Annotated in this window: 14 protein-coding genes; 2 read left to right on the top strand and 12 right to left on the bottom strand. The window is 64.6% G+C overall.

Annotated elements, in window-relative coordinates; all coding sequences use genetic code 11:
• Nucleotides 1-13 precede the first annotated feature (13 nt).
• The 6 genes from treZ to glmS form a co-directional block, all read right to left on the bottom strand.
• A complete protein-coding gene (gene treZ, locus NF551_RS12565; protein WP_227894329.1) occupies nucleotides 14-1,756 on the bottom strand; it encodes a malto-oligosyltrehalose trehalohydrolase in 1,743 nt (580 codons plus the stop codon).
• Complete coding sequence (gene treY, locus NF551_RS12570) at nucleotides 1,753-4,080, bottom strand: malto-oligosyltrehalose synthase (RefSeq protein WP_227894328.1); 2,328 nt, start codon at nucleotides 4,078-4,080, stop codon at nucleotides 1,753-1,755. Before treY ends, treZ begins: the two co-directional genes overlap by 4 nt.
• Complete coding sequence (glgX, locus tag NF551_RS12575) at nucleotides 4,077-6,263, bottom strand: glycogen debranching protein GlgX (protein ID WP_227894325.1); 2,187 nt, start codon at nucleotides 6,261-6,263, stop codon at nucleotides 4,077-4,079. Before glgX ends, treY begins: the two co-directional genes overlap by 4 nt.
• 87 nt (nucleotides 6,264-6,350) lie before the next feature.
• Nucleotides 6,351-7,859 (bottom strand): NAD(P)H-hydrate epimerase, encoded by a 1,509-nt coding sequence (locus NF551_RS12580; protein WP_227894323.1) that lies wholly within the window; start codon nucleotides 7,857-7,859, stop codon nucleotides 6,351-6,353.
• Nucleotides 7,860-7,869: 10 nt separating this feature from the next.
• Nucleotides 7,870-8,220, bottom strand: coding sequence for a holo-ACP synthase (locus tag NF551_RS12585; protein ID WP_227894321.1), 351 nt, complete (start codon nucleotides 8,218-8,220; stop codon nucleotides 7,870-7,872).
• A 33-nt stretch (nucleotides 8,221-8,253) separates the two neighbouring features.
• Nucleotides 8,254-10,131: a glutamine--fructose-6-phosphate transaminase (isomerizing) gene (glmS, locus tag NF551_RS12590; RefSeq protein ID WP_227894319.1), complete on the bottom strand. Its 1,878-nt coding sequence runs from the start codon at nucleotides 10,129-10,131 to the stop codon at nucleotides 8,254-8,256.
• Between the two features lie 102 nt (nucleotides 10,132-10,233).
• On the opposite strand from glmS, the gene coaA reads away from it, so the two are divergent.
• Nucleotides 10,234-11,214: a type I pantothenate kinase gene (gene coaA / locus NF551_RS12595; protein WP_227894318.1), complete on the top strand. Its 981-nt coding sequence runs from the start codon at nucleotides 10,234-10,236 to the stop codon at nucleotides 11,212-11,214.
• Between the two features lie 54 nt (nucleotides 11,215-11,268).
• Nucleotides 11,269-11,667 carry a large conductance mechanosensitive channel protein MscL gene (gene mscL, locus NF551_RS12600; RefSeq protein WP_227894316.1) on the top strand — a complete coding sequence of 133 codons (399 nt, stop codon included), beginning with the start codon at nucleotides 11,269-11,271 and terminating at the stop codon, nucleotides 11,665-11,667.
• Here the strand turns inward: mscL and glmM are convergent.
• From glmM to NF551_RS12630, 6 genes are all read right to left on the bottom strand, one after another.
• Entirely contained in the window at nucleotides 11,664-13,034 is a 1,371-nt protein-coding gene (gene glmM, locus NF551_RS12605) for a phosphoglucosamine mutase (protein ID WP_227894313.1), read from the bottom strand. The two genes, mscL and glmM, sit on opposite strands and share 4 nt — an antisense overlap.
• Nucleotides 13,035-13,406: 372 nt before the next feature.
• Nucleotides 13,407-13,904, bottom strand: a complete 498-nt coding sequence (gene rpsI / locus NF551_RS12610; RefSeq protein WP_227894312.1) for a 30S ribosomal protein S9 — start codon at nucleotides 13,902-13,904, stop codon at nucleotides 13,407-13,409.
• A gap of 39 nt (nucleotides 13,905-13,943) precedes the next feature.
• Nucleotides 13,944-14,387: a 50S ribosomal protein L13 gene (gene rplM, locus NF551_RS12615; RefSeq protein WP_055239378.1), complete on the bottom strand. Its 444-nt coding sequence runs from the start codon at nucleotides 14,385-14,387 to the stop codon at nucleotides 13,944-13,946.
• 280 nt (nucleotides 14,388-14,667) lie between these two features.
• A complete protein-coding gene (locus NF551_RS12620; RefSeq protein WP_227894309.1) occupies nucleotides 14,668-15,591 on the bottom strand; it encodes a tRNA pseudouridine synthase A in 924 nt (307 codons plus the stop codon).
• A 38-nt stretch (nucleotides 15,592-15,629) separates the two neighbouring features.
• Complete coding sequence (rplQ, locus tag NF551_RS12625; RefSeq protein ID WP_227894307.1) at nucleotides 15,630-16,193, bottom strand: 50S ribosomal protein L17; 564 nt, start codon at nucleotides 16,191-16,193, stop codon at nucleotides 15,630-15,632.
• A 62-nt stretch (nucleotides 16,194-16,255) separates the two neighbouring features.
• Nucleotides 16,256-17,266, bottom strand: coding sequence for a DNA-directed RNA polymerase subunit alpha (locus NF551_RS12630; RefSeq protein ID WP_055239375.1), 1,011 nt, complete (start codon nucleotides 17,264-17,266; stop codon nucleotides 16,256-16,258).
• Nucleotides 17,267-17,377: the final 111 nt, after the last annotated feature.

Genomic DNA, 17,377 nt, shown 5'->3' on the forward strand with positions numbered 1-17,377 from the left:
GGGTGTCCCGGGTTTAGACGCCCGACACGATGGCTGCCCCGTATCCGGGGAGCTCGATCGCTCCGTCGGCCGTGAGCGACGGTGCCGTCTCCAGCACGACCGTTACGGGACCTTCCAGGGGAAGCGGCAGTTCCCTCGGCGAGTCGGCGAAGTTCAACGCCACCAAGACCTTCCCGCGCCGGATACTGAGCCAGCGGGAGACTTCATCGAAATCCACCTCGATCTTGCGGAAATCCGGTTCGCTCAGCTCGGGCATGGTTCGCCGAAGATGCAGCAGCTGACGATAGAGCTGCAGCAGGAACGGGTGGCGGCCCACGGCGATTTCCGACCAGTCCAGCTTGGAGTTCTCGAAGGTCTGCGGGTCCTGGGGGTCAGGCACCAGCGCAGGGTCCCATCCCATGCGGGCGAACTCCAGCATCCGGCCTTCTGCCGTTGCCTTGCCCAGGTCTTCCTCGGGATGCGACGTGAAGAACTGCCAGGGTGTCGAGGCACCGAATTCCTCGCCCATGAAAATCATGGGGGTGCAGGAGGACGCGAGGTTCAGCACGGCGGCGAGCGCCAGCTGCTCATAGCCCAGTCCTGCCGTCAGCCGGTCCCCCGCAGCCCGGTTGCCGATCTGGTCGTGGTTCTGTGTTGCCACCACCAGCTGGCGGGCGTTGTGCACCGACTTATCCAGCGGACGCCCATGGCTGCGTCCCCGGAAGGAAGAGTAGGACCCGTCGTGGAAAAAGCCGTGCTGCAATACCTTCGCCAGCGCGGCAAGGGAATCGAAATCTGCGTAGTAACCGTCTGTCTCCCCGGTCAGGTTGGTGTGCGCGGCATGGTGGAAATCATCGGACCACTGTGCTGCCAGCCCGTACCCGTTCAAGCTGCGCGGCGTGATGACCCGGGGGTTGTTTATGTCCGATTCGGCAATCAGGAACAGTGAGCCGCCAAGCTCCGCGGAGAGGTCGTCGGTCAGTGCAGCCATCTCTTCCAGGATGTGGAGGGCGCGTTCGTCCCGGAGCGCATGCACTGCATCCAGCCGCAGCCCGTCAACATGGTAGTCACGGAACCACATCTCGAGGTTGTCCAGGATGTACTGGCGCACGTGGTCCGACTGCGGCCCGTCCAGGTTGACGGCGTCGCCCCATCCCGTGGCGGCAGCCTCATTCAGGTAAGGGCCAAAGAGGTTCAGATAGTTGCCGCTGGGGCCGAGGTGGTTGTACACAACATCCTGGATCACACCTAGGCCGTGGGCATGGGCCTGGTCAACAAACCGCTGGTAGGCCTCCGGTCCGCCGTAGGTCTCCTGCACGGCGTACCAGAGCACTCCGTCATAGCCCCAGTTGTGGTGCCCGTTGAAAGCGTTGACCGGCATCAGCTCCACATACTGCACTCCGAGCTCGGCCAGGTAGTCAAGCCGCTGCGCCGCTGCATCCAGCGTGCCTTCCGGGGTAAAGGTGCCAATGTGGAGCTCATAGATGGCTCCGCCGGTCAGGCCCGGGGATGCCCAATCCTGGTCTGTCCAGGAAAACGCATCCGGGTTGAAGGTGCGGGAAAGTCCGTGAACCCCCGCGGGCTGGCGGCGGGAACGCGGATCCGGCACGGCGTGGGCGGCGTCGTCGATCAGGTACCCGTATTCTGCTTCGCCCGGCACGGGCTCAGGGGCATGCCACCATCCTTGTTCACCCCGTACCATCTGCTGCTCAAAGCCATTTGCCAGCAATCGCATGTTGTTGGCCTTCGGTGCCCATACGTCAAATGCAGTGCTCATGCGTCCTCCTCACGGACCAGCAGCGCTACGGGGTACTGCGCGAATAGTTCTGCGGCTTTAACGGCCGCCCCTGTGAAGGCAGCGCCGCTCAGTGCATCCCGGTAGGTTCCGGACGGAAGCTGGACCGTGGTGTCCTGCCAGCCCCCGGCGCGTTCGAGTCCGAGGGGAAGCCTGGTCACCGCGGTGAGTACACCCCCGCGGTCGAATCCAAAGAAGTGACCGGCAGCCGCGCCGGTGGCTACCAGAGCCGAATACCCGGTGAAAAGCGCGGGTTTGTCCCGGCGCAGTCTCAGGGCCTCCCTGGTCACCAGGAGCTTGGCTGCCCCGGATTCGTCTATTTCGGGAAGCCCGTCTTCCCCCGACAGGTCCGAAACAGCGGACAGGAGGGTCCTGCGCGCCTCGAAGTCAACGGGCCGCCGGTTGTCCGGATCCACGAGGGAGTGGTCCCACAGCTCGGTCCCCTGATACACGTCAGGGACACCCGGCATCGTGAGCTGGACCAGCTTCGCACCCAGCGCATTGGAGTAACCGGCACCGCGGATCCGGTCAACGACCGCTTCCAGGACAGCGTTGGCCTTCGGGTGGTCGTACGCACCGTCAACCAGGGCATGAAGCTGCTTCTCGAAAGCCTCATCGGGCGCCGTCCACATAGTGCTGTCTCCCGCTTCGCGCGCTGCCTTTTCAGCGTAGGCATGTGCCCGGCTCCGCTCCAGCGGCCAGGTTCCCACGAGCGCCTGCCACACCAGTTCGGCAAGCGGGCGGTCCTCAAGCGGCAGCAGCCCGGCCAGTTCGGCGGCGGCTTCGGTCCACTCCTGCGGCATCTCAGTCAGGACGCTGATCCGGGCCCGGGTGTCCTCGCTGCGCTTCGTATCATGGGTGCTCAGCGTCGTCATGGCATCCGGGGCCTCCTGCTGGCGCAGCATCATCCCCAGATGCAGGTCGTGCGGTTCCATGGCGAACAGTGAGGGGTCCGCTCCCACTTCGTTGAGTGACGTCAAACGGGTGTAGCGGTAGAACGCGGTGTCCTCGACGCCCTTGGCCATCACCATTCCGGAGGTCTGCTGGAACCGCACGGCCAGCTCACCGAGTCCGTCCTCGCCGTCACCGCCCTGGCCCTGCAGCAGCGGCAGCAAGACCTCGATGGCGGGTTCCAGGTCAGGGCGGCGCACCCGTGCATTCAGCGCCGCCTCGTCCAGATAGCCCGCGCCTTCGGGAAGGTAGCTGCGGTAGACCGGGAAGCAGGCCAGCAGCTCCGCGAGTGCGTCCGCTGCGGTTTCCGCTTCCAGTCCGGAGCCGGGCGGGAGCAGCCGGACCAGCCGCTGCACTTCCGAATGCAGGAGCCCGTCCGCCACTGCACGCTTGGTGTCATGGATCATGTGCCGGTAGGGCTCGGCGTCGGAAGCATCTGTCAGCGCAGCAGCGGCCTCCGGATCGACGAACAGCCGGTCCACCTCGGCGAGCGCGTCATACCCGGTGGTTCCTGCCGCGGACCAGGAGGCGGGCAGCTTTTCTCCCGGTTCCAGGATCTTCTCCACCAGCACGTAGGCTCCGCCGGTGAGTTCCCGGAGCTGTTCCAGGTAACCGGCCGGGTCGGCCAGCCCGTCAGGATGGTCGATGCGCAGGCCGTCGGCCAGGCCTTCCTGGAACCAGCGGCGGATCTCGGCGTGCGATTCCTCGAACACCCACGGAACCTCCACCCTGACCCCGGCCAGGGTATTGACGCCGAAGAACCGCCGGTAATTCAGCTCGTTGTCCGCCCGGCGCCAATTCACCAGCTCGTAGTGCTGGCGGGAGTGCACCTGCCGTGCGGAGTCACCCGGTGTAAACGTTCCCTCTGCCAGGGGAAAAGCCTGCTCGTGGTAGCGCAGCTCACCGTCCTCAATCCGCAGCTCGTCCAGGGCATCACCGTTGTCCCCGAGCACCGGCAGCCGGAGTTTTCCGTTCCCGGCGGCCCAGTCAATGTCGAAGGCCTCGGCGTACCGGGACTCCGGACCGTCACGCAGCACGGACCACCACCACTGGTTCGCCCGCGGGGTGGCCACGCCCATGTGGTTCGGCACGATGTCCACCAGCACACCCATGCCTGCGCCGTGGGCAGCATCGGCCAGGGCCTGGAATCCCTCAGGTCCTCCCCTGGCCGGGTCGATGCAGGAGGGATCGGTGACGTCATACCCGTGTGTTGAACCCTCTTCCGCCTTCAGCAAGGGCGAGAGGTAGACCCAATCCACTCCGAGGTCCCGCAGGTACGGGACCAGTGCCGCAGCGTCAAAGAGGGTGAAGTCCTCATGGAGCTGCAGCCGGTACGTAGAGCGGGGCGCCCTCATACGGTGCTCTCCCGCGTCTTGGCGCCGGCCAGCACTGCCAGCGAAGCTGCGACTGAATGGTCGTGGACTTCTTCTTCCTGCGGGTGGGCGCGCAGCACGACCATGGACTTCGCAGCGACCTTCAGCTTGCCGTCGCTGCTCACAGGATCCGAGTCAGCTCCCTCCCCCGCGGTGTCGATGACCTGGTCCCAGAGGTCCCCGTACTCCTGCGGCGGCAACGTGACCGTAACGGTGGCGTCGTCAGCGTTGAAGTAGAGCAGGAAGCTCGCGTCAGTGATCGGCTGGCCGCGGCGGTCGTTTCCGCGGATACCCTGTCCGTTCAGGAACACTCCCAGGGACCGCCCCAGCTGGCTGTCCCAGTCTTCGGGCTTCATGGGCGTGCCGTCGTCATTGAGCCAGACGATGTCCGGCAGGACGTCTTCTTCCCCGCGCTCCACCGGGCGGCCGTCGAAGAATTTGCGCCGGCGGAACGTGGGGTGCTCGGCGCGCAGCTTGTTCACCGCGGCGGTGAACTCCATCAGCGGAGCGTCCATGTTCTCCCAGTTGATCCAGGTCAGTTCGGAGTCCTGCGCGTAGCCGTTGTTGTTGCCGTTCTGGGTCCTGCCGAGCTCGTCGCCGTGGGAAATCATCGGAACGCCCTGGGACAGCAGGAGCGTGGCCAGGAAGTTGCGCTGCTGGCGGGCACGCAGGGACAGGACGTCAGGGTCATCCGTGGGGCCCTCGGCGCCGCAGTTCCACGAACGGTTGTGGGACTCGCCGTCGTTGTTGTCTTCGCCGTTGGCCTCGTTGTGCTTCTCGTTGTACGAGACCAGGTCGCGCAGGGTAAACCCGTCGTGCGCGGTGACGAAGTTGATGGAGGCAACCGGACGGCGTCCCGAGGACTCATAGAGGTCTGCGGAACCCGTGATGCGGGAGGCGAATTCTCCCAGCGTCGAGGGCTCTCCGCGCCAGAAATCCCGGACCGTGTCACGGTACTTGCCGTTCCATTCCGTCCACTGCGGCGGGAAGTTGCCCACCTGGTAGCCGCCGGGTCCGATGTCCCACGGTTCGGCGATCAGTTTGACCTGGGAGACTACCGGGTCCTGCTGCACCAGCTCGAAGAACGCGGACAGCTTGTCCACATCGTAGAACTCGCGGGCCAGGGTGGAAGCGAGGTCGAAGCGGAAACCGTCAACGTGCATTTCCGTCACCCAGTAACGCAGCGAATCCATGATCAGCTGCAGGGAGTGCGGGTTGCCGACGTTCAGCGAGTTGCCGGTGCCCGTGTAGTCCATGTAATAGCGCTTGTCGTCCTCCACCAGCCGGTAATAGGCAGCGTTGTCGATTCCGCGGAAGGAGAGCGTGGGGCCCAGGTGGTTGCCTTCGGCGGTGTGGTTGTAGACCACGTCCAGGATCACTTCGATGCCGGCCGTGTGCAGGGCCTTGACCATGGCCTTGAACTCCTGGACCTGCTGACCGTCGTCCCCGGTTGACCCGTAGGTGTTCTGCGGGGCGAAGAAACCGATGGTGTTGTAGCCCCAGTAGTTGGAGAGGCCCTTTTCCTGCAGCGTTGAATCGTCGACGAACTGGTGCACCGGCATCAGCTCCAAGGCCGTCACGCCCAGCTTCTGCAGGTGGGCGATCACGGCCGGGTGGGCGATGCCGGCGTAGGTGCCGCGCTGTTCCTCGGGAACCTCGGGGTGCTGTTCGGTCAGGCCCCTGACGTGCGCTTCGTAGATGACCGACTGGTGGTAGTCGGTGCGGGGCCGGCGGTCACCATCCCAGTCGAAGAAGGGATTAATGACCACGGCCTTCATCATGTGGGGTGCGGAGTCCTCGTCATTGCGGGAGTCTTCGTCACCGAAGTTGTAGCCGAACAGGGACTGGTTCCAGTCGATCTGGCCGGAGACCGCCTTGGCATATGGATCCAGGAGCAGCTTGCTCGGGTTGCAGCGGTTGCCCTGTTCGGGGTCGTTGGGTCCGTCCACCCGGTAGCCGTACTTCTGCCCGGGCACCACGTGCGGGAGGTAGCAGTGCCAGACATAGCCGTCTACTTCCGTGAGCGGAACGCACGACTCCGTGCCGTCGTCGTCGAACAGGCAGAGCGTGACCGAATCCGCCACCTCGCTGTAGAGGGCGAAATTCGTGCCGTTGCCGTCGTACGTGGCTCCCAGCGGGTATGCATCTCCGGGCCAGACTTCCATTCACAAGCTCCTGACTGCTGTAGCTGGTGCAGGCATTACTACGCCTACTTACTTTTACAGTATGTCAGCACGCTGAGCATCTGCGAGTCAGCCGTGCAGCAGGTCTGCCATGACCGATCGGACGCCCTCCGGCAGTTTGGAAACTTCCACCGGACCGCTTTCAGCGGCGAGCCTCCCGGCCTGTCCGTGGATGCTGGCGGCGGCTGCCGCCAGGCGGGCATAGTGTCCCGGACCGCGGGTCCCGGTCCGATCGGTGGACAGCAGTGCTCCGAGGATGCCGGAAAGGGTATCGCCGCTGCCGGCGGCTGCCAGCCAGGGCGTTGCCTCCGCCTGGCTGTATACGGGCCCGCCGGGAGCCGCGACCAGGGTTGCCCAGCCCTTCAGCAGGACGGTTGCCCCGGTGAGGTCCGCGGCTCTGCGCACCCAGGTCAGCGGGTCAGCTTCAACACCGGGCCGGTCGATACGCTCCCCCAGGGAGTTCAGCAACCCGGTCATCTCCCCGGCGTGCGGAGTAAGAATGACCTGCGGCCCCAGGCCTGGTTCCACGGCCTGGATCGCATCGGCGTCAATCACGGCGGGGAGCCCGGAAGCCATGGCCTCCACCGCCCTGCGCCGCTGGTCTTCATCGACTCCGGCGCCCGGACCGGCAACCCAGGCCTGCACATGGGTCAGGGGCACCGTGCTGTCCGCGCAGACAGCTTCCGGGTGCGCCGCGTGGATCAGCCCGGAGACCGGCTCCGGCCCGAGGTAGCGCACCATCCCCGTTCCCGTGGCGAGTGCCGCACCCGTCGCCAGGACGGCCGCGCCCGGATATGTTTCCGACCCAGCCGCGATGCCGAGGACTCCCCTGCTGTACTTGTGGTCTCCCGGAACCGGTTCCGTCAACAGGGCTGCTATGTCCCGGTTCTCCAGGCGCTGCACGGCCGGGGCGTCGAGATACCCTGCGATTCCGATGTCCACGAGTTCGATCTCGCCCGCAGCCTCTGCACCGGGGCCGGCCATCAGCCCGGTCTTGACGGCACCGAAAGTCACCGTGAGGTCCGCACGAAGATGGGGTCCCGCTGCTTGCCCGGTATCGGCATCTATTCCGCTGGGGAGATCGCAGGCGATGACCGCCGGTGACTCTCCCCGCCGCAGGCGTGCCGGTGCAAGCACTGCCAGCTGCGCGGCCTGGGACCGGAGTCCCCCCTTGCCGCCGGTGCCGAGAACGCCGTCAAGGACGACGTCAGACTCCCGGCACAGTGCCAGTGCGGCGGAAACGGTCTCATCGCGCAGCTGAAGAACCCTGCCGCCGTTGCTGCGGAACGCAGCGAGTGCCTCCGGATGGGCCTGCTCCGAGGTCAGTACCGCTGTGGCGCCGGCACCGCGGGCCAGCAGCCGGGAGGCAGCATAGAGGGCATCTCCGCCGTTGTTGCCTGCTCCCGCCAAGACGACGACGGCGGCTCCGTAGATCCGGCCGCGGCGTTGGGCGAGGAGCGCAGCAGCACTGCGGTACAGTCCGTAGGCGGCCTTCTGCATCAGCTCCGGACCGGCACCGGCTTCAAGGAGCGGGCGCTCCGCTGCACGGACCGCTGACCCCGGATACGCACTGATCATGCGTACCAGACTAGCCCTCTGCGACCACCATGGCAGTGGCTACATCGCCGTCGTGGCTCAGGGAGAGGTGCCAGGTCCGCACACCCTTGGCTTCGGCGGCCGCAGCCACCGTTCCATCGACGCGGATCCTCGGTGCACCGGCCGGGTCCAGTTCCACCTGGCAGTGCTGCCAGTTCATTCCCGCGGGCGCCCCCAGGGCTTTGGCTACGGCTTCCTTGGCTGCGAACCGTGCTGCCAGGGAACGCAGGCTCAGCTCCCGTTCGGCCGGAACGAAGAGCCTCGCGCGGAGGCCGGGCGTGCGTTCAAGCTGGCGTCCAAAGCGCGGGACGTCCACCACGTCCACGCCAATCCCCACGATCATGCGTTCCCCCTTGGCTGCCCGTTGCCGGGACTGTTATTCGACGGTGACGGACTTTGCGAGGTTCCGCGGCTGGTCGACGTCGTATCCCTTGGCTGTGGCCAGGGCGCAGGCGAAGATCTGGAGCGGGACAGTGGTCAGCAGCGGTGCCAGCAGGGTCGGCGTCTCCGGCACGTAGAAGACGTGCTCGGCGTAGGCCTTGACGGCGTCGTCGCCCTCTTCGGCGATGACAATGGTCTTCGCTCCGCGGGCGCGGATCTCCTGGATGTTGGAGACTACCTTGGCATGCAGCGAATCCCTGCCCCGCGGTGAGGGGACGACGACGAAGACCGGCTGGCCTTCCTCGATGAGCGCGATCGGGCCGTGCTTCAGTTCACCGGCGGCGAAGCCCTCGGCATGGATATAGGCCAGCTCTTTGAGCTTCAGGGCACCTTCCATGGCCACGGGGAATCCGACGTGCCGTCCGAGGAAGAGCACGGAAGACGTTCCGGCCATCAGGTTGCCGAGTTCCTTGATGGAATCCGAGCTGTCCAGGACCTGCTGGATCTTGGCGGGGACCTTGGCCAGGTCTGCCAGGATGTCCTTGATCTCGCCCTGGAACTTGTTTCCCCGGATCTGCGCCAGGTAGAGGCCCAGCAGGTAGGTCGCGGTGATCTGTGCCAGGAAGGCCTTCGTCGAGGCGACGGCGATTTCCGGGCCGGCGTGCGTGTACAGCACCGCGTCCGCTTCCCGCGGGATCGTGGAACCGTTGGTATTGCAGATCGCCAGGACCTTCGCGCCCTGCTCCTTGGCATACCGGACAGCCATGAGGGTGTCCATGGTTTCGCCGGACTGCGAGATGGCAACGATCAGAGTGTTCGAATCAACGATCGGATCCCGGTAGCGGAACTCATGGCTGAGTTCGACCTCTACGGGGATGCGGCACCAGTGCTCAATCGCGTACTTGGCAACCTGGCCCGCGTACGCCGAGGTACCGCAGGCGAGGACCATGATCTTGTTGACGTTCTTGAGTTCCTCCGGGCTGACACGAAGTTCATCAAGCGTCAGGCGGCCGTCAGCATCGGAGCGGCCCAGCAGGGTATCAGCCACAGCCTGGGGCTGGTCGTTGATCTCCTTTTCCATGAAGGAGTCGTACCCGCCCTTTTCGGCTGCAGCAGCGTCCCAGTTGACCTCGAACTCGGTGCCCTCAGCGGGCTGGCCGTGGAAATCGGTGATGGTGACGGCCTCCGGGGTGATGGTGACAATCTGGTCCTGGCCCAGTTCCACGGCGCGGCGGGTGAAGTCGATGAACCCGGAAACGTCGGAACCGAGGAAGTTCTCGCCGTCGCCCAGCCCCACAACCAGCGGGGAGTTCCGGCGGGCCGCGACAACGGTGTCCGGGGAATCCGCGTGGACGGCCAGCAGCGTGAAGGCACCTTCGAGCCGCTGGCAGGCGAGCTGCATGCTGCGGGCCAGGTCCTGGCCGCCTTCCGACGCGTAAATGCGGCCCAGCAGGGCAGCAGCAACTTCGGTGTCAGTCTCCGAGCGGAAAACGGCTCCGCCGGCGAGCAGTTCTGCCTTAAGCTCAGCGAAGTTCTCGATGATGCCGTTGTGGATCACGGCGAGGCGGTCATTGTCCGCCAGGTGCGGATGGGCGTTGCCGTCCGTCGGACCGCCGTGGGTGGCCCAGCGGGTGTGGCCAATGCCTGTGGTCGCCACCGGCAGCGGAGCTGCCTCGAGCTCTGCCACGAGGTTGGCGAGCTTGCCCGACTTCTTCCGTGACTCAACGCCGTTCCCGGTCAGCACAGCCACACCGGCGGAGTCGTACCCGCGGTACTCAAGGCGGCGAAGGCCTTCCATGACGACGTCCAGGGCGCTGTGCCCAATTGCAGCGGCAGCTTCGGGCCGGCCAGCGTATCCAACGATTCCACACATAGTGCTAAGAGTACCGGCAGGATAAGGCAGGCGACGAAACGCCCGGCGCAAGCGGCCTCTGCACGTTTGGATTGACCGGCGAGGCAGTGCACAATTCCTAGGGTGACCGAACCAACTCCGCGGGCCTCGTCCGGTAACGGCCAAGAGACCAACTTCACCCCATTCGTTGAGCTGGACCGGCAGACCTGGTCACGCCTGTCCCACGAAATCGAGTCCCCGCTCAACCAGGACGACATCACCCGCCTGCGCGGCCTGGGTGACCAGCTGAACCTCGATGAGGTCCGCGAGGTCTATCTGCCGCTCTCCCGCCTGCTGAACCTCTACGTCGCGGCTGCCGGCAAGCTGCACAGCGCCACCACGACCTTCCTCGGAGAGAAGACCACGCGGACACCATTCGTGATCGGGGTCGCCGGGTCGGTTGCCGTCGGAAAATCCACCACCGCCCGCGTGCTGCGCGAAATGCTGCGGCGCTGGCCGGACACCCCCAATGTGGAACTCATAACCACGGACGGTTTCCTCTATCCCAACGCCGAACTCAAGCGGCGCGGCCTGATGCAGCGCAAGGGCTTTCCGGAGAGCTATGACCGGCGCCGGCTGCTGCGCTTCGTCAGCGCAGTGAAAAGCGGCGCCGAAGAAGTGCGCGCTCCGCGCTATTCGCACCTGACCTACGACATTGTTCCCGGCTCGGAAATCGTGGTTCGGCGTCCCGATGTGCTGATCGTCGAGGGACTGAACGTCCTGGCCCCCGCCCGGACCAGGCCGGACGGCCGCTCCGGACTGGCGCTGAGCGATTTCTTCGACTTCTCGATCTATGTGGACGCCCGGACTTCCTATATCGAAGAGTGGTATGTCCAGCGCTTCCAGTCGCTCCGCAGCGGTGCCTTCGCCAATCCGGCGTCGTACTTCCACCGCTATGCGGACCTCACTGACGCCGAGGCGCGTGAAACTGCACTGGACATCTGGAAGCGGATCAACGAGCCCAACCTCGTGACCAACGTCCTGCCGACCCGCGGGCGCGCGCAGCTGGTGCTCACCAAGGACGCCGACCATTCGGTCCGGCGGATGCTCCTGCGCAAGACCTGAGCAGCAGCACGTCATCTCCGGCGCCGGACACCGGGCAGCCGATAGTCTTGGCCGATGCTTAAGGGTTTCAAAGACTTCATCATGAAGGGCAACGTGCTCGACCTTGCCGTTGCCGTCATCATCGGCACGGCGTTCACCGCAGTAGTCAACGCCATGGTTTCAGCAGTGCTGATGCCGTTCATTTCCGGTCTGGTCGGTTCACCGAATTTCGACAGTTTCGCTGTGGTGAACCTGAACGGAAACGCTATCCAGTTCGGGGTGCTGCTGACCGCAGTGGTCAATTTCCTGTTGGTAGCTGCCACGGTGTACTTCGTGATCGTACTGCCCATGAACAAGATGATTGAACGCCGCAACCGGCGCATGGGAATTACACCGGCACAGTCGGTGGATCCGCAGATTGCGCTGCTTACCGAAATCCGGGACGCGCTGGCTTCCCAGCGCCCCTCCGCCTAGACGCTGGCGCCCTCGGACGGCGTGAGGGAGAGGTTCGCTTCCACCGTGGCGGCCAGTTTCTCAGCCACTGCCTGGGCAGTTTCCATATCTTCCGCTTCGACCATCACACGCACCAGCGGCTCGGTGCCGGACGGACGCAGCAGGACGCGCCCGGTTTCGCCCAGCTTTTCCTGGGCGTCGATTACGGCCTGGCGAACCGTCTCGTGCGTGGACGCGGCTGATTTGTCCACATCTTTGACGTTGATGAGGACCTGGGGCATTTTCGTCATGATGCTGGCCAGCTGCTTCAGGCTGCGTCCGGTCTTGGCGACCTGGGCAGCGAGCTGCAGGCCGGTCAGGACGCCGTCGCCCGTCGTGGCGTACTGCGAGAAGATCACATGCCCGGACTGCTCGCCGCCGAGGCTGTAGCCGCCTTGACGCATGGCTTCGAGCACGTACCTGTCCCCCACTCCGGTCTCCCGGATGCTGATGCCTGCTTCGCGCAGTGCCAGCTTGAGGCCAAGGTTGCTCATGACCGTGGCTACGAGGGCGTCATCCTTGAGTTCTCCCGACGCCTTCATGGCAACGGCCATGATCGCCATGATCTGATCGCCGTCGACGACGTTGCCTTCCGCGTCCACTGCGAGGCATCGATCCGCGTCGCCGTCATGGGCGATACCGAGGTCGGCCGCATGCTCCAGCACGGCAGCCTGAAGCGGCTGCAGGTGGGTGGAACCGTAGCCGTCATTGATGTTGATGCCGTCCGGCTCGGCTCCGATGACGATCACTTCTGCACCGGCGTCGGCAAAGACCTGCGGTGAGCAGCCGCTGGCCGCTCCGTGGGCACAGTCAAGGACTACCTTTAGCCCGTCCAGCCGGTGCGGCAGCGTCTGCAGCAGGTGCACGATGTAGCGGTCTTCAGCGTCCGCAAAGCGTTTGATGCGGCCCACGGCGGCACCGGTGGGCCGGGGACTGGGCACATCCATCTCGGCTTCGATCGCATCTTCCAGCGCGTCGTCGAGTTTCTGCCCGCCGCGGGCCAGGAATTTGATGCCGTTGTCGGGGGCAGCGTTGTGGGAGGCGGAAATCATGACGCCGAAGTCGGCTTCGAGGTCGGCAACGAGGTACGCGGCCGCGGGGGTGGGCAGGACTCCGGCATCGAAGACGTCAATACCTGAGCTGGCGAGGCCTGCTTCAATGGCGGCCGAAATGAAGTCGCCGCTGATGCGGGGATCCCGCGCCACCACAGCTACTGGCCGCTTGCCTGCAGGAACCTGGCGGTGCCCCAGAACCACTGCTGCCGCCTGCGCGAGCCCCAGCGCCACTTCGGCCGTAATCAGGCCGTTGGCCAGCCCGCGTACCCCGTCAGTGCCAAACAGTCGTGTCATGTTCCAGAATCCTTAAAGCATGTAATAGCCACCCGTGCGGCTGCCCGGAAAAGGGCGCCGTGCTGCGACCCCGGGGCCTATTCTGCCACTTAGCGAAGTCAGCGGGCGAAATACCCGCAGGCCTTAGGAGAGAAAAAGGTGGCTTTAGGAGGTTTTCCGAGCCCAAAAGAGTGTGTTTTGCGTCCCTTTCAAGGGCCAAAAACAGAGAACCCCCGGCCGTGGCCAGGGGTTCTCTGTAGTGCCCCGTGGGGGCAGGCGCTCCAGCGCCTGGTTCCAAGCACTGGATGAGCGCTTGTGGAGCCAAGCGCTAAAAAGCGCCGAGGGCCCCCTCTTGCTGACGCTCCAGCGGCAGCAAGAGGGGAAGGCGCCTTTTTAGCGCTTGGAGTACTGAGGTGCCTTGCGGGCCTTCTTGAGACCGGCCTTCTTGCGCTCGATGACGCGGGCGTCACGAGTCAGGAAGCCAGCCTTCTTCAGGGCCGGGCGGTTGTTCTCGCGGTCGATCTCGTTCAGCGAGCGAGCCACGCCGAGACGCAGTGCGCCGGCCTGGCCGGAGGCGCCGCCGCCGTGGATGCGGGCGATGACGTCGTAGGCGCCGTCGAGGTCGAGGAGCTTGAACGGCTCGTTGACTTCCTGCTGGTGCAGCTTGTTCGGGAAGTAGTCAGCCAGCTCGCGGCCGTTGACGATCCACTTGCCGGTACCGGGAACAACGCGCACGCGGGCGATTGCTTCCTTGCGGCGGCCAACAGCGGAACCGGCGACGGTCAGCGCCGGGCGTTCCTTGACGGCTGCCTCGGCAGCGTCAGGGGATTCCGAGGTGTAGCTGGTGAGCTCCTCGGTGTTTTCATTCAGCTCTTCAGTGTTCTGAGCCACGATTCTCCTTGAATTAATTTCTTAGTTGGCGGGCCAGAACTACTGGGCGACCTGGGTGATTTCGAAGGTCTTGGGCTGCTGGGCGGCGTGGGGGTGCTCGGCACCCTTGTATACCTTGAGCTTGCCCATCTGCTGTGCAGCGAGGGAGTTCTTGGGCAGCATGCCGCGGATGGCCTTCTCAACTGCACGCACCGGGTTCTTTTCCAGCAGTTCGGCATAGTTGACGGAGGACAGGCCGCCCGGGAAACCGGAGTGGCGGTAGGCACGCTTCTGTTCGAGCTTGGCGCCGGTCAGGGCAACCTTCTCAGCGTTGATGATGATGACGAAATCGCCCATGTCCATATGGGGAGCAAAGGTCGGCTTGTGCTTTCCGCGCAGCAGTGTTGCGGTCTGGCTGGCAAGACGGCCTAGGACAACGTCGGTGGCGTCAATGACGTGCCACTGGCGGTTGATGTCGCCGGGCTTCGGGGTGTACGTACGCACGGTGTTTGCCTTCGTTTCTTCTTCTTAGGTGGCGCGCCGCGTATGGATGCCATACGCCGCGCAGCTTCTCTATGCGTTACCGGATGGTCAGGTGAGGACTGATGTAACCAGTGGTCCTGAGATCTCGGCTATCTCCCCGGGGCCAGGTGGCTCTGCAACTGAGCCGCTCCCGTGGGCATAGACCTATCGAGGTAGGACACGCACAACGACTATAAACAATAGCCTGCTTGCGGGGTCAGGTCAAAAGCCCTCATGCATGCAGTTGTTCACACCCTGAATTCTATTCCCTCCGCGCCCTGGTCGCTTCCGCCCGGGCCAGCAGCTGGCCCGGCTCGGGGTACCTGACTTCTTCCAGGACCAGCGGGTGCGGCGGTGCCAGCTTGGATTTCGAATCCCGGACACGCGCGAACATGCGCTCTGCCAGCCACTGCGGCCTGCGCTCCCCCGCCCCGACGAGCAGCGCCCCGCCGATCAGTGAACGGACCATGTTGTGGCAGAACGCATCTGCCTGCAGGTGGGCCAGCAGGATGCCGTCCGGTCCGCGGGTGAAGGAAAACTCCTGAAGCTCGCGGATGGTGGTGGCACCCTGCCGCGGCTTGCAGAAGGAAAGGAAGTCCTGGACCCCCAGGACGCCGGCTGCTGCTTCATTCATGGCATCGTCACTGACGGGGACTTTGTTCCAGAGGGTCACGCTGCGCAGGAGCGGGTCCCAGTTTTCTTCACGGTCGGCGATCCTGTAGCTGTACCTCCGCCAGAGGGCGCTAAAACGCGCATCAAACCCTTCCGGGGCGAGGGAAACGCCGCTGACCTCAATGGCACCGGCACGGGCCTCCACGGCACGCCGGGCCACGTGCTGCTCCTTCAGCGGGACCGTCAGCTCCCGGTTCAGCACTCCGCGCAGCCGCCGCTGCAGCGCGACCGCCGGCTCCTTGTCCCGGGCGATGGCAAGCCACTCGCGTTCCGTGGCATCGAAATGGACGACCTGTCCCCTGGCATGGACACCTGCATCGGTGCGGCCGGCTACGGTAACCCGGACCGGACGGCGGAACAGCACCGCAAGGGCAGCTTCCAAGGTGCCCTGCACGGTGGGCAGCCCGGGCTGCACGGCCCAGCCTGCAAAAGGGGCTCCATCGTAGGACAGGTCCAGGCGGATACGAAGAAGCCCGCCGTCCGGATACGGAACGGCGGGCCTCTCACTAGTCATAACCCCAATATTAAGGGCACAACGGGTATTTCAGAGAATTACTTCTTCTCTTCGGTTTCCTCAGCAGCTTCGTCGGCAGACTCAGCGGATTCGGCCGACTCAGCGGAATCAGCAGATTCGGCCGAGTCAGCTGATTCGCCGGACTCTGCGGAGTCAGCGGAGTCAGCGGACTCAGCAACCGGGGCCGGAGCAGCGGCGGCAGCGGCCGTGGAGGCCTCTGCAACGACGGACTGCTTAGCGGAAAGCGGCTCGAGCACCAGTTCGATGACAGCCATGGGAGCGTTGTCGCCCTTGCGGTTGCCGATCTTGGTGATGCGGGTGTAGCCGCCGTCGCGCTGGGCGACAGCCGGTGCAATCTCGGTGAAGAGCTCGTGAACGAGGCCCTTGTCAGAGATCAGGGCCAGAACGCGGCGGCGGGAAGACAGGTCTCCGCGCTTGGCGAACGTGATCAGGCGTTCTGCGTAGGGACGCAGGCGCTTGGCCTTGGTCACCGTGGTGGTGATCTGCTTGTGCTCGAACAGCTGTGCGGCAAGGTTCGCCAGCATGAGGCGCTGGTGAGCCGGGCTGCCTCCGAGGCGCTTACCCTTGGTGGGTGTAGGCATTACATTTTCTCCTCAAACGGTGCCGCGCAGTGCCAGGGGCACGGCGGCAAGATTTTGCGTGTTTAGAGCTCGTCGTCCGAGAATTCGGACTCGTCCTCTTCGATGGCTGCGGCGCGGGCGGCCAGGTCAAACCCGGGAGGGGAATCCTTCAGGGACAGACCCAGTTCAACGAGCTTCGCCTTCACCTCGTCGATGGACTTCGCACCGAAGTTGCGGATGTCCATCAGATCAGCCTCGGAGCGGGCTACGAGTTCACCCACGGTGTGGATGCCTTCGCGCTTGAGGCAGTTGTAGGAACGCACAGTCAGCTCAAGGTCTTCGATCGGCAGGGCCATGTCGGCAGCCAAAGCGGCATCCGTCGGGCTCGGGCCAATTTCAATGCCTTCTGCTGCGGTGTTCAGTTCACGGGCCAGGCCGAAAAGCTCAACCAGGGTGGTGCCTGCGGACGCGACAGCGTCGCGGGGTGCAATGGCATCCTTGGTTTCGACGTCGACGATCAGGCGGTCGAAGTCGGTGCGCTGCTCGACACGGGTGGCCTCCACGCGGAAGGTTACCTTCAGGACCGGCGAGTAGATGGAGTCAACCGGGATACGGCCGATCTCCTGGTCACCGGACTTGTTCTGGCTTGCGGAAACGTAGCCACGTCCACGCTCGATGGTCAGTTCGAGTTCGAACTTGCCCTTCGAGTTCAGGGTGGCGATGTGCAGATCCGGGTTGTGGAACTCCACGCCGGCCGGCGGAGCAATGTCCGCTGCGGTGACGACGCCGGGACCCTGCTTGCGCAGGTAGGCCACGACGGGCTCGTCATGCTCGGAGGACACCGAGAGGTTCTTGACGTTAAGGATGATCTCAGTGACATCCTCCTTGACGCCCGGAACGGTGGTGAACTCGTGCAGAACTCCGTCGATCCGGATGCTGGTTACGGCAGCACCGGGGATGGAGGACAGCAGCGTACGGCGGAGGGAGTTGCCGAGGGTGTAGCCAAAGCCCGGCTCCAGCGGTTCGATGATGAACCGGGAGCGGTTATCGGCTACGACTTCTTCAGTGAGGGTGGGGCGCTGTGCAATGAGCACTTGCATTTCCTTTCAGCGAGCGTCCGCTATATGACGCAACACAAATGGTGGAAACGACGACGACGGGGACACCCCCGCGCGCGTCTTGGACGGCTAGCAGCCTCGCACCCG

This window comes from Arthrobacter caoxuetaonis (genome assembly GCF_023921125.1).
Taxonomy (GTDB): Bacteria; Actinomycetota; Actinomycetes; order Actinomycetales; family Micrococcaceae; genus Arthrobacter_B; species Arthrobacter_B caoxuetaonis.

Excerpts from the sequence above, each read along its gene's own strand:
- treZ (WP_227894329.1), bottom strand. The coding sequence starts at position 1,756 with ATGAGCACTGCATTTGACGTATGGGCACCGAAGGCCAACAACATGCGA.
- treY (WP_227894328.1), bottom strand. The coding sequence starts at position 4,080 with ATGAGGGCGCCCCGCTCTACGTACCGGCTGCAGCTCCATGAGGACTTC.
- glgX (WP_227894325.1), bottom strand. The coding sequence starts at position 6,263 with ATGGAAGTCTGGCCCGGAGATGCATACCCGCTGGGAGCCACGTACGAC.
- NF551_RS12580 (WP_227894323.1), bottom strand. The coding sequence starts at position 7,859 with ATGATCAGTGCGTATCCGGGGTCAGCGGTCCGTGCAGCGGAGCGCCCG.
- NF551_RS12585 (WP_227894321.1), bottom strand. The coding sequence starts at position 8,220 with ATGATCGTGGGGATTGGCGTGGACGTGGTGGACGTCCCGCGCTTTGGA.
- glmS (WP_227894319.1), bottom strand. The coding sequence starts at position 10,131 with ATGTGTGGAATCGTTGGATACGCTGGCCGGCCCGAAGCTGCCGCTGCA.
- mscL (WP_227894316.1), top strand. The coding sequence starts at position 11,269 with ATGCTTAAGGGTTTCAAAGACTTCATCATGAAGGGCAACGTGCTCGAC.
- glmM (WP_227894313.1), bottom strand. The coding sequence starts at position 13,034 with ATGACACGACTGTTTGGCACTGACGGGGTACGCGGGCTGGCCAACGGC.
- NF551_RS12620 (WP_227894309.1), bottom strand. The coding sequence starts at position 15,591 with ATGACTAGTGAGAGGCCCGCCGTTCCGTATCCGGACGGCGGGCTTCTT.
- rplQ (WP_227894307.1), bottom strand. The coding sequence starts at position 16,193 with ATGCCTACACCCACCAAGGGTAAGCGCCTCGGAGGCAGCCCGGCTCAC.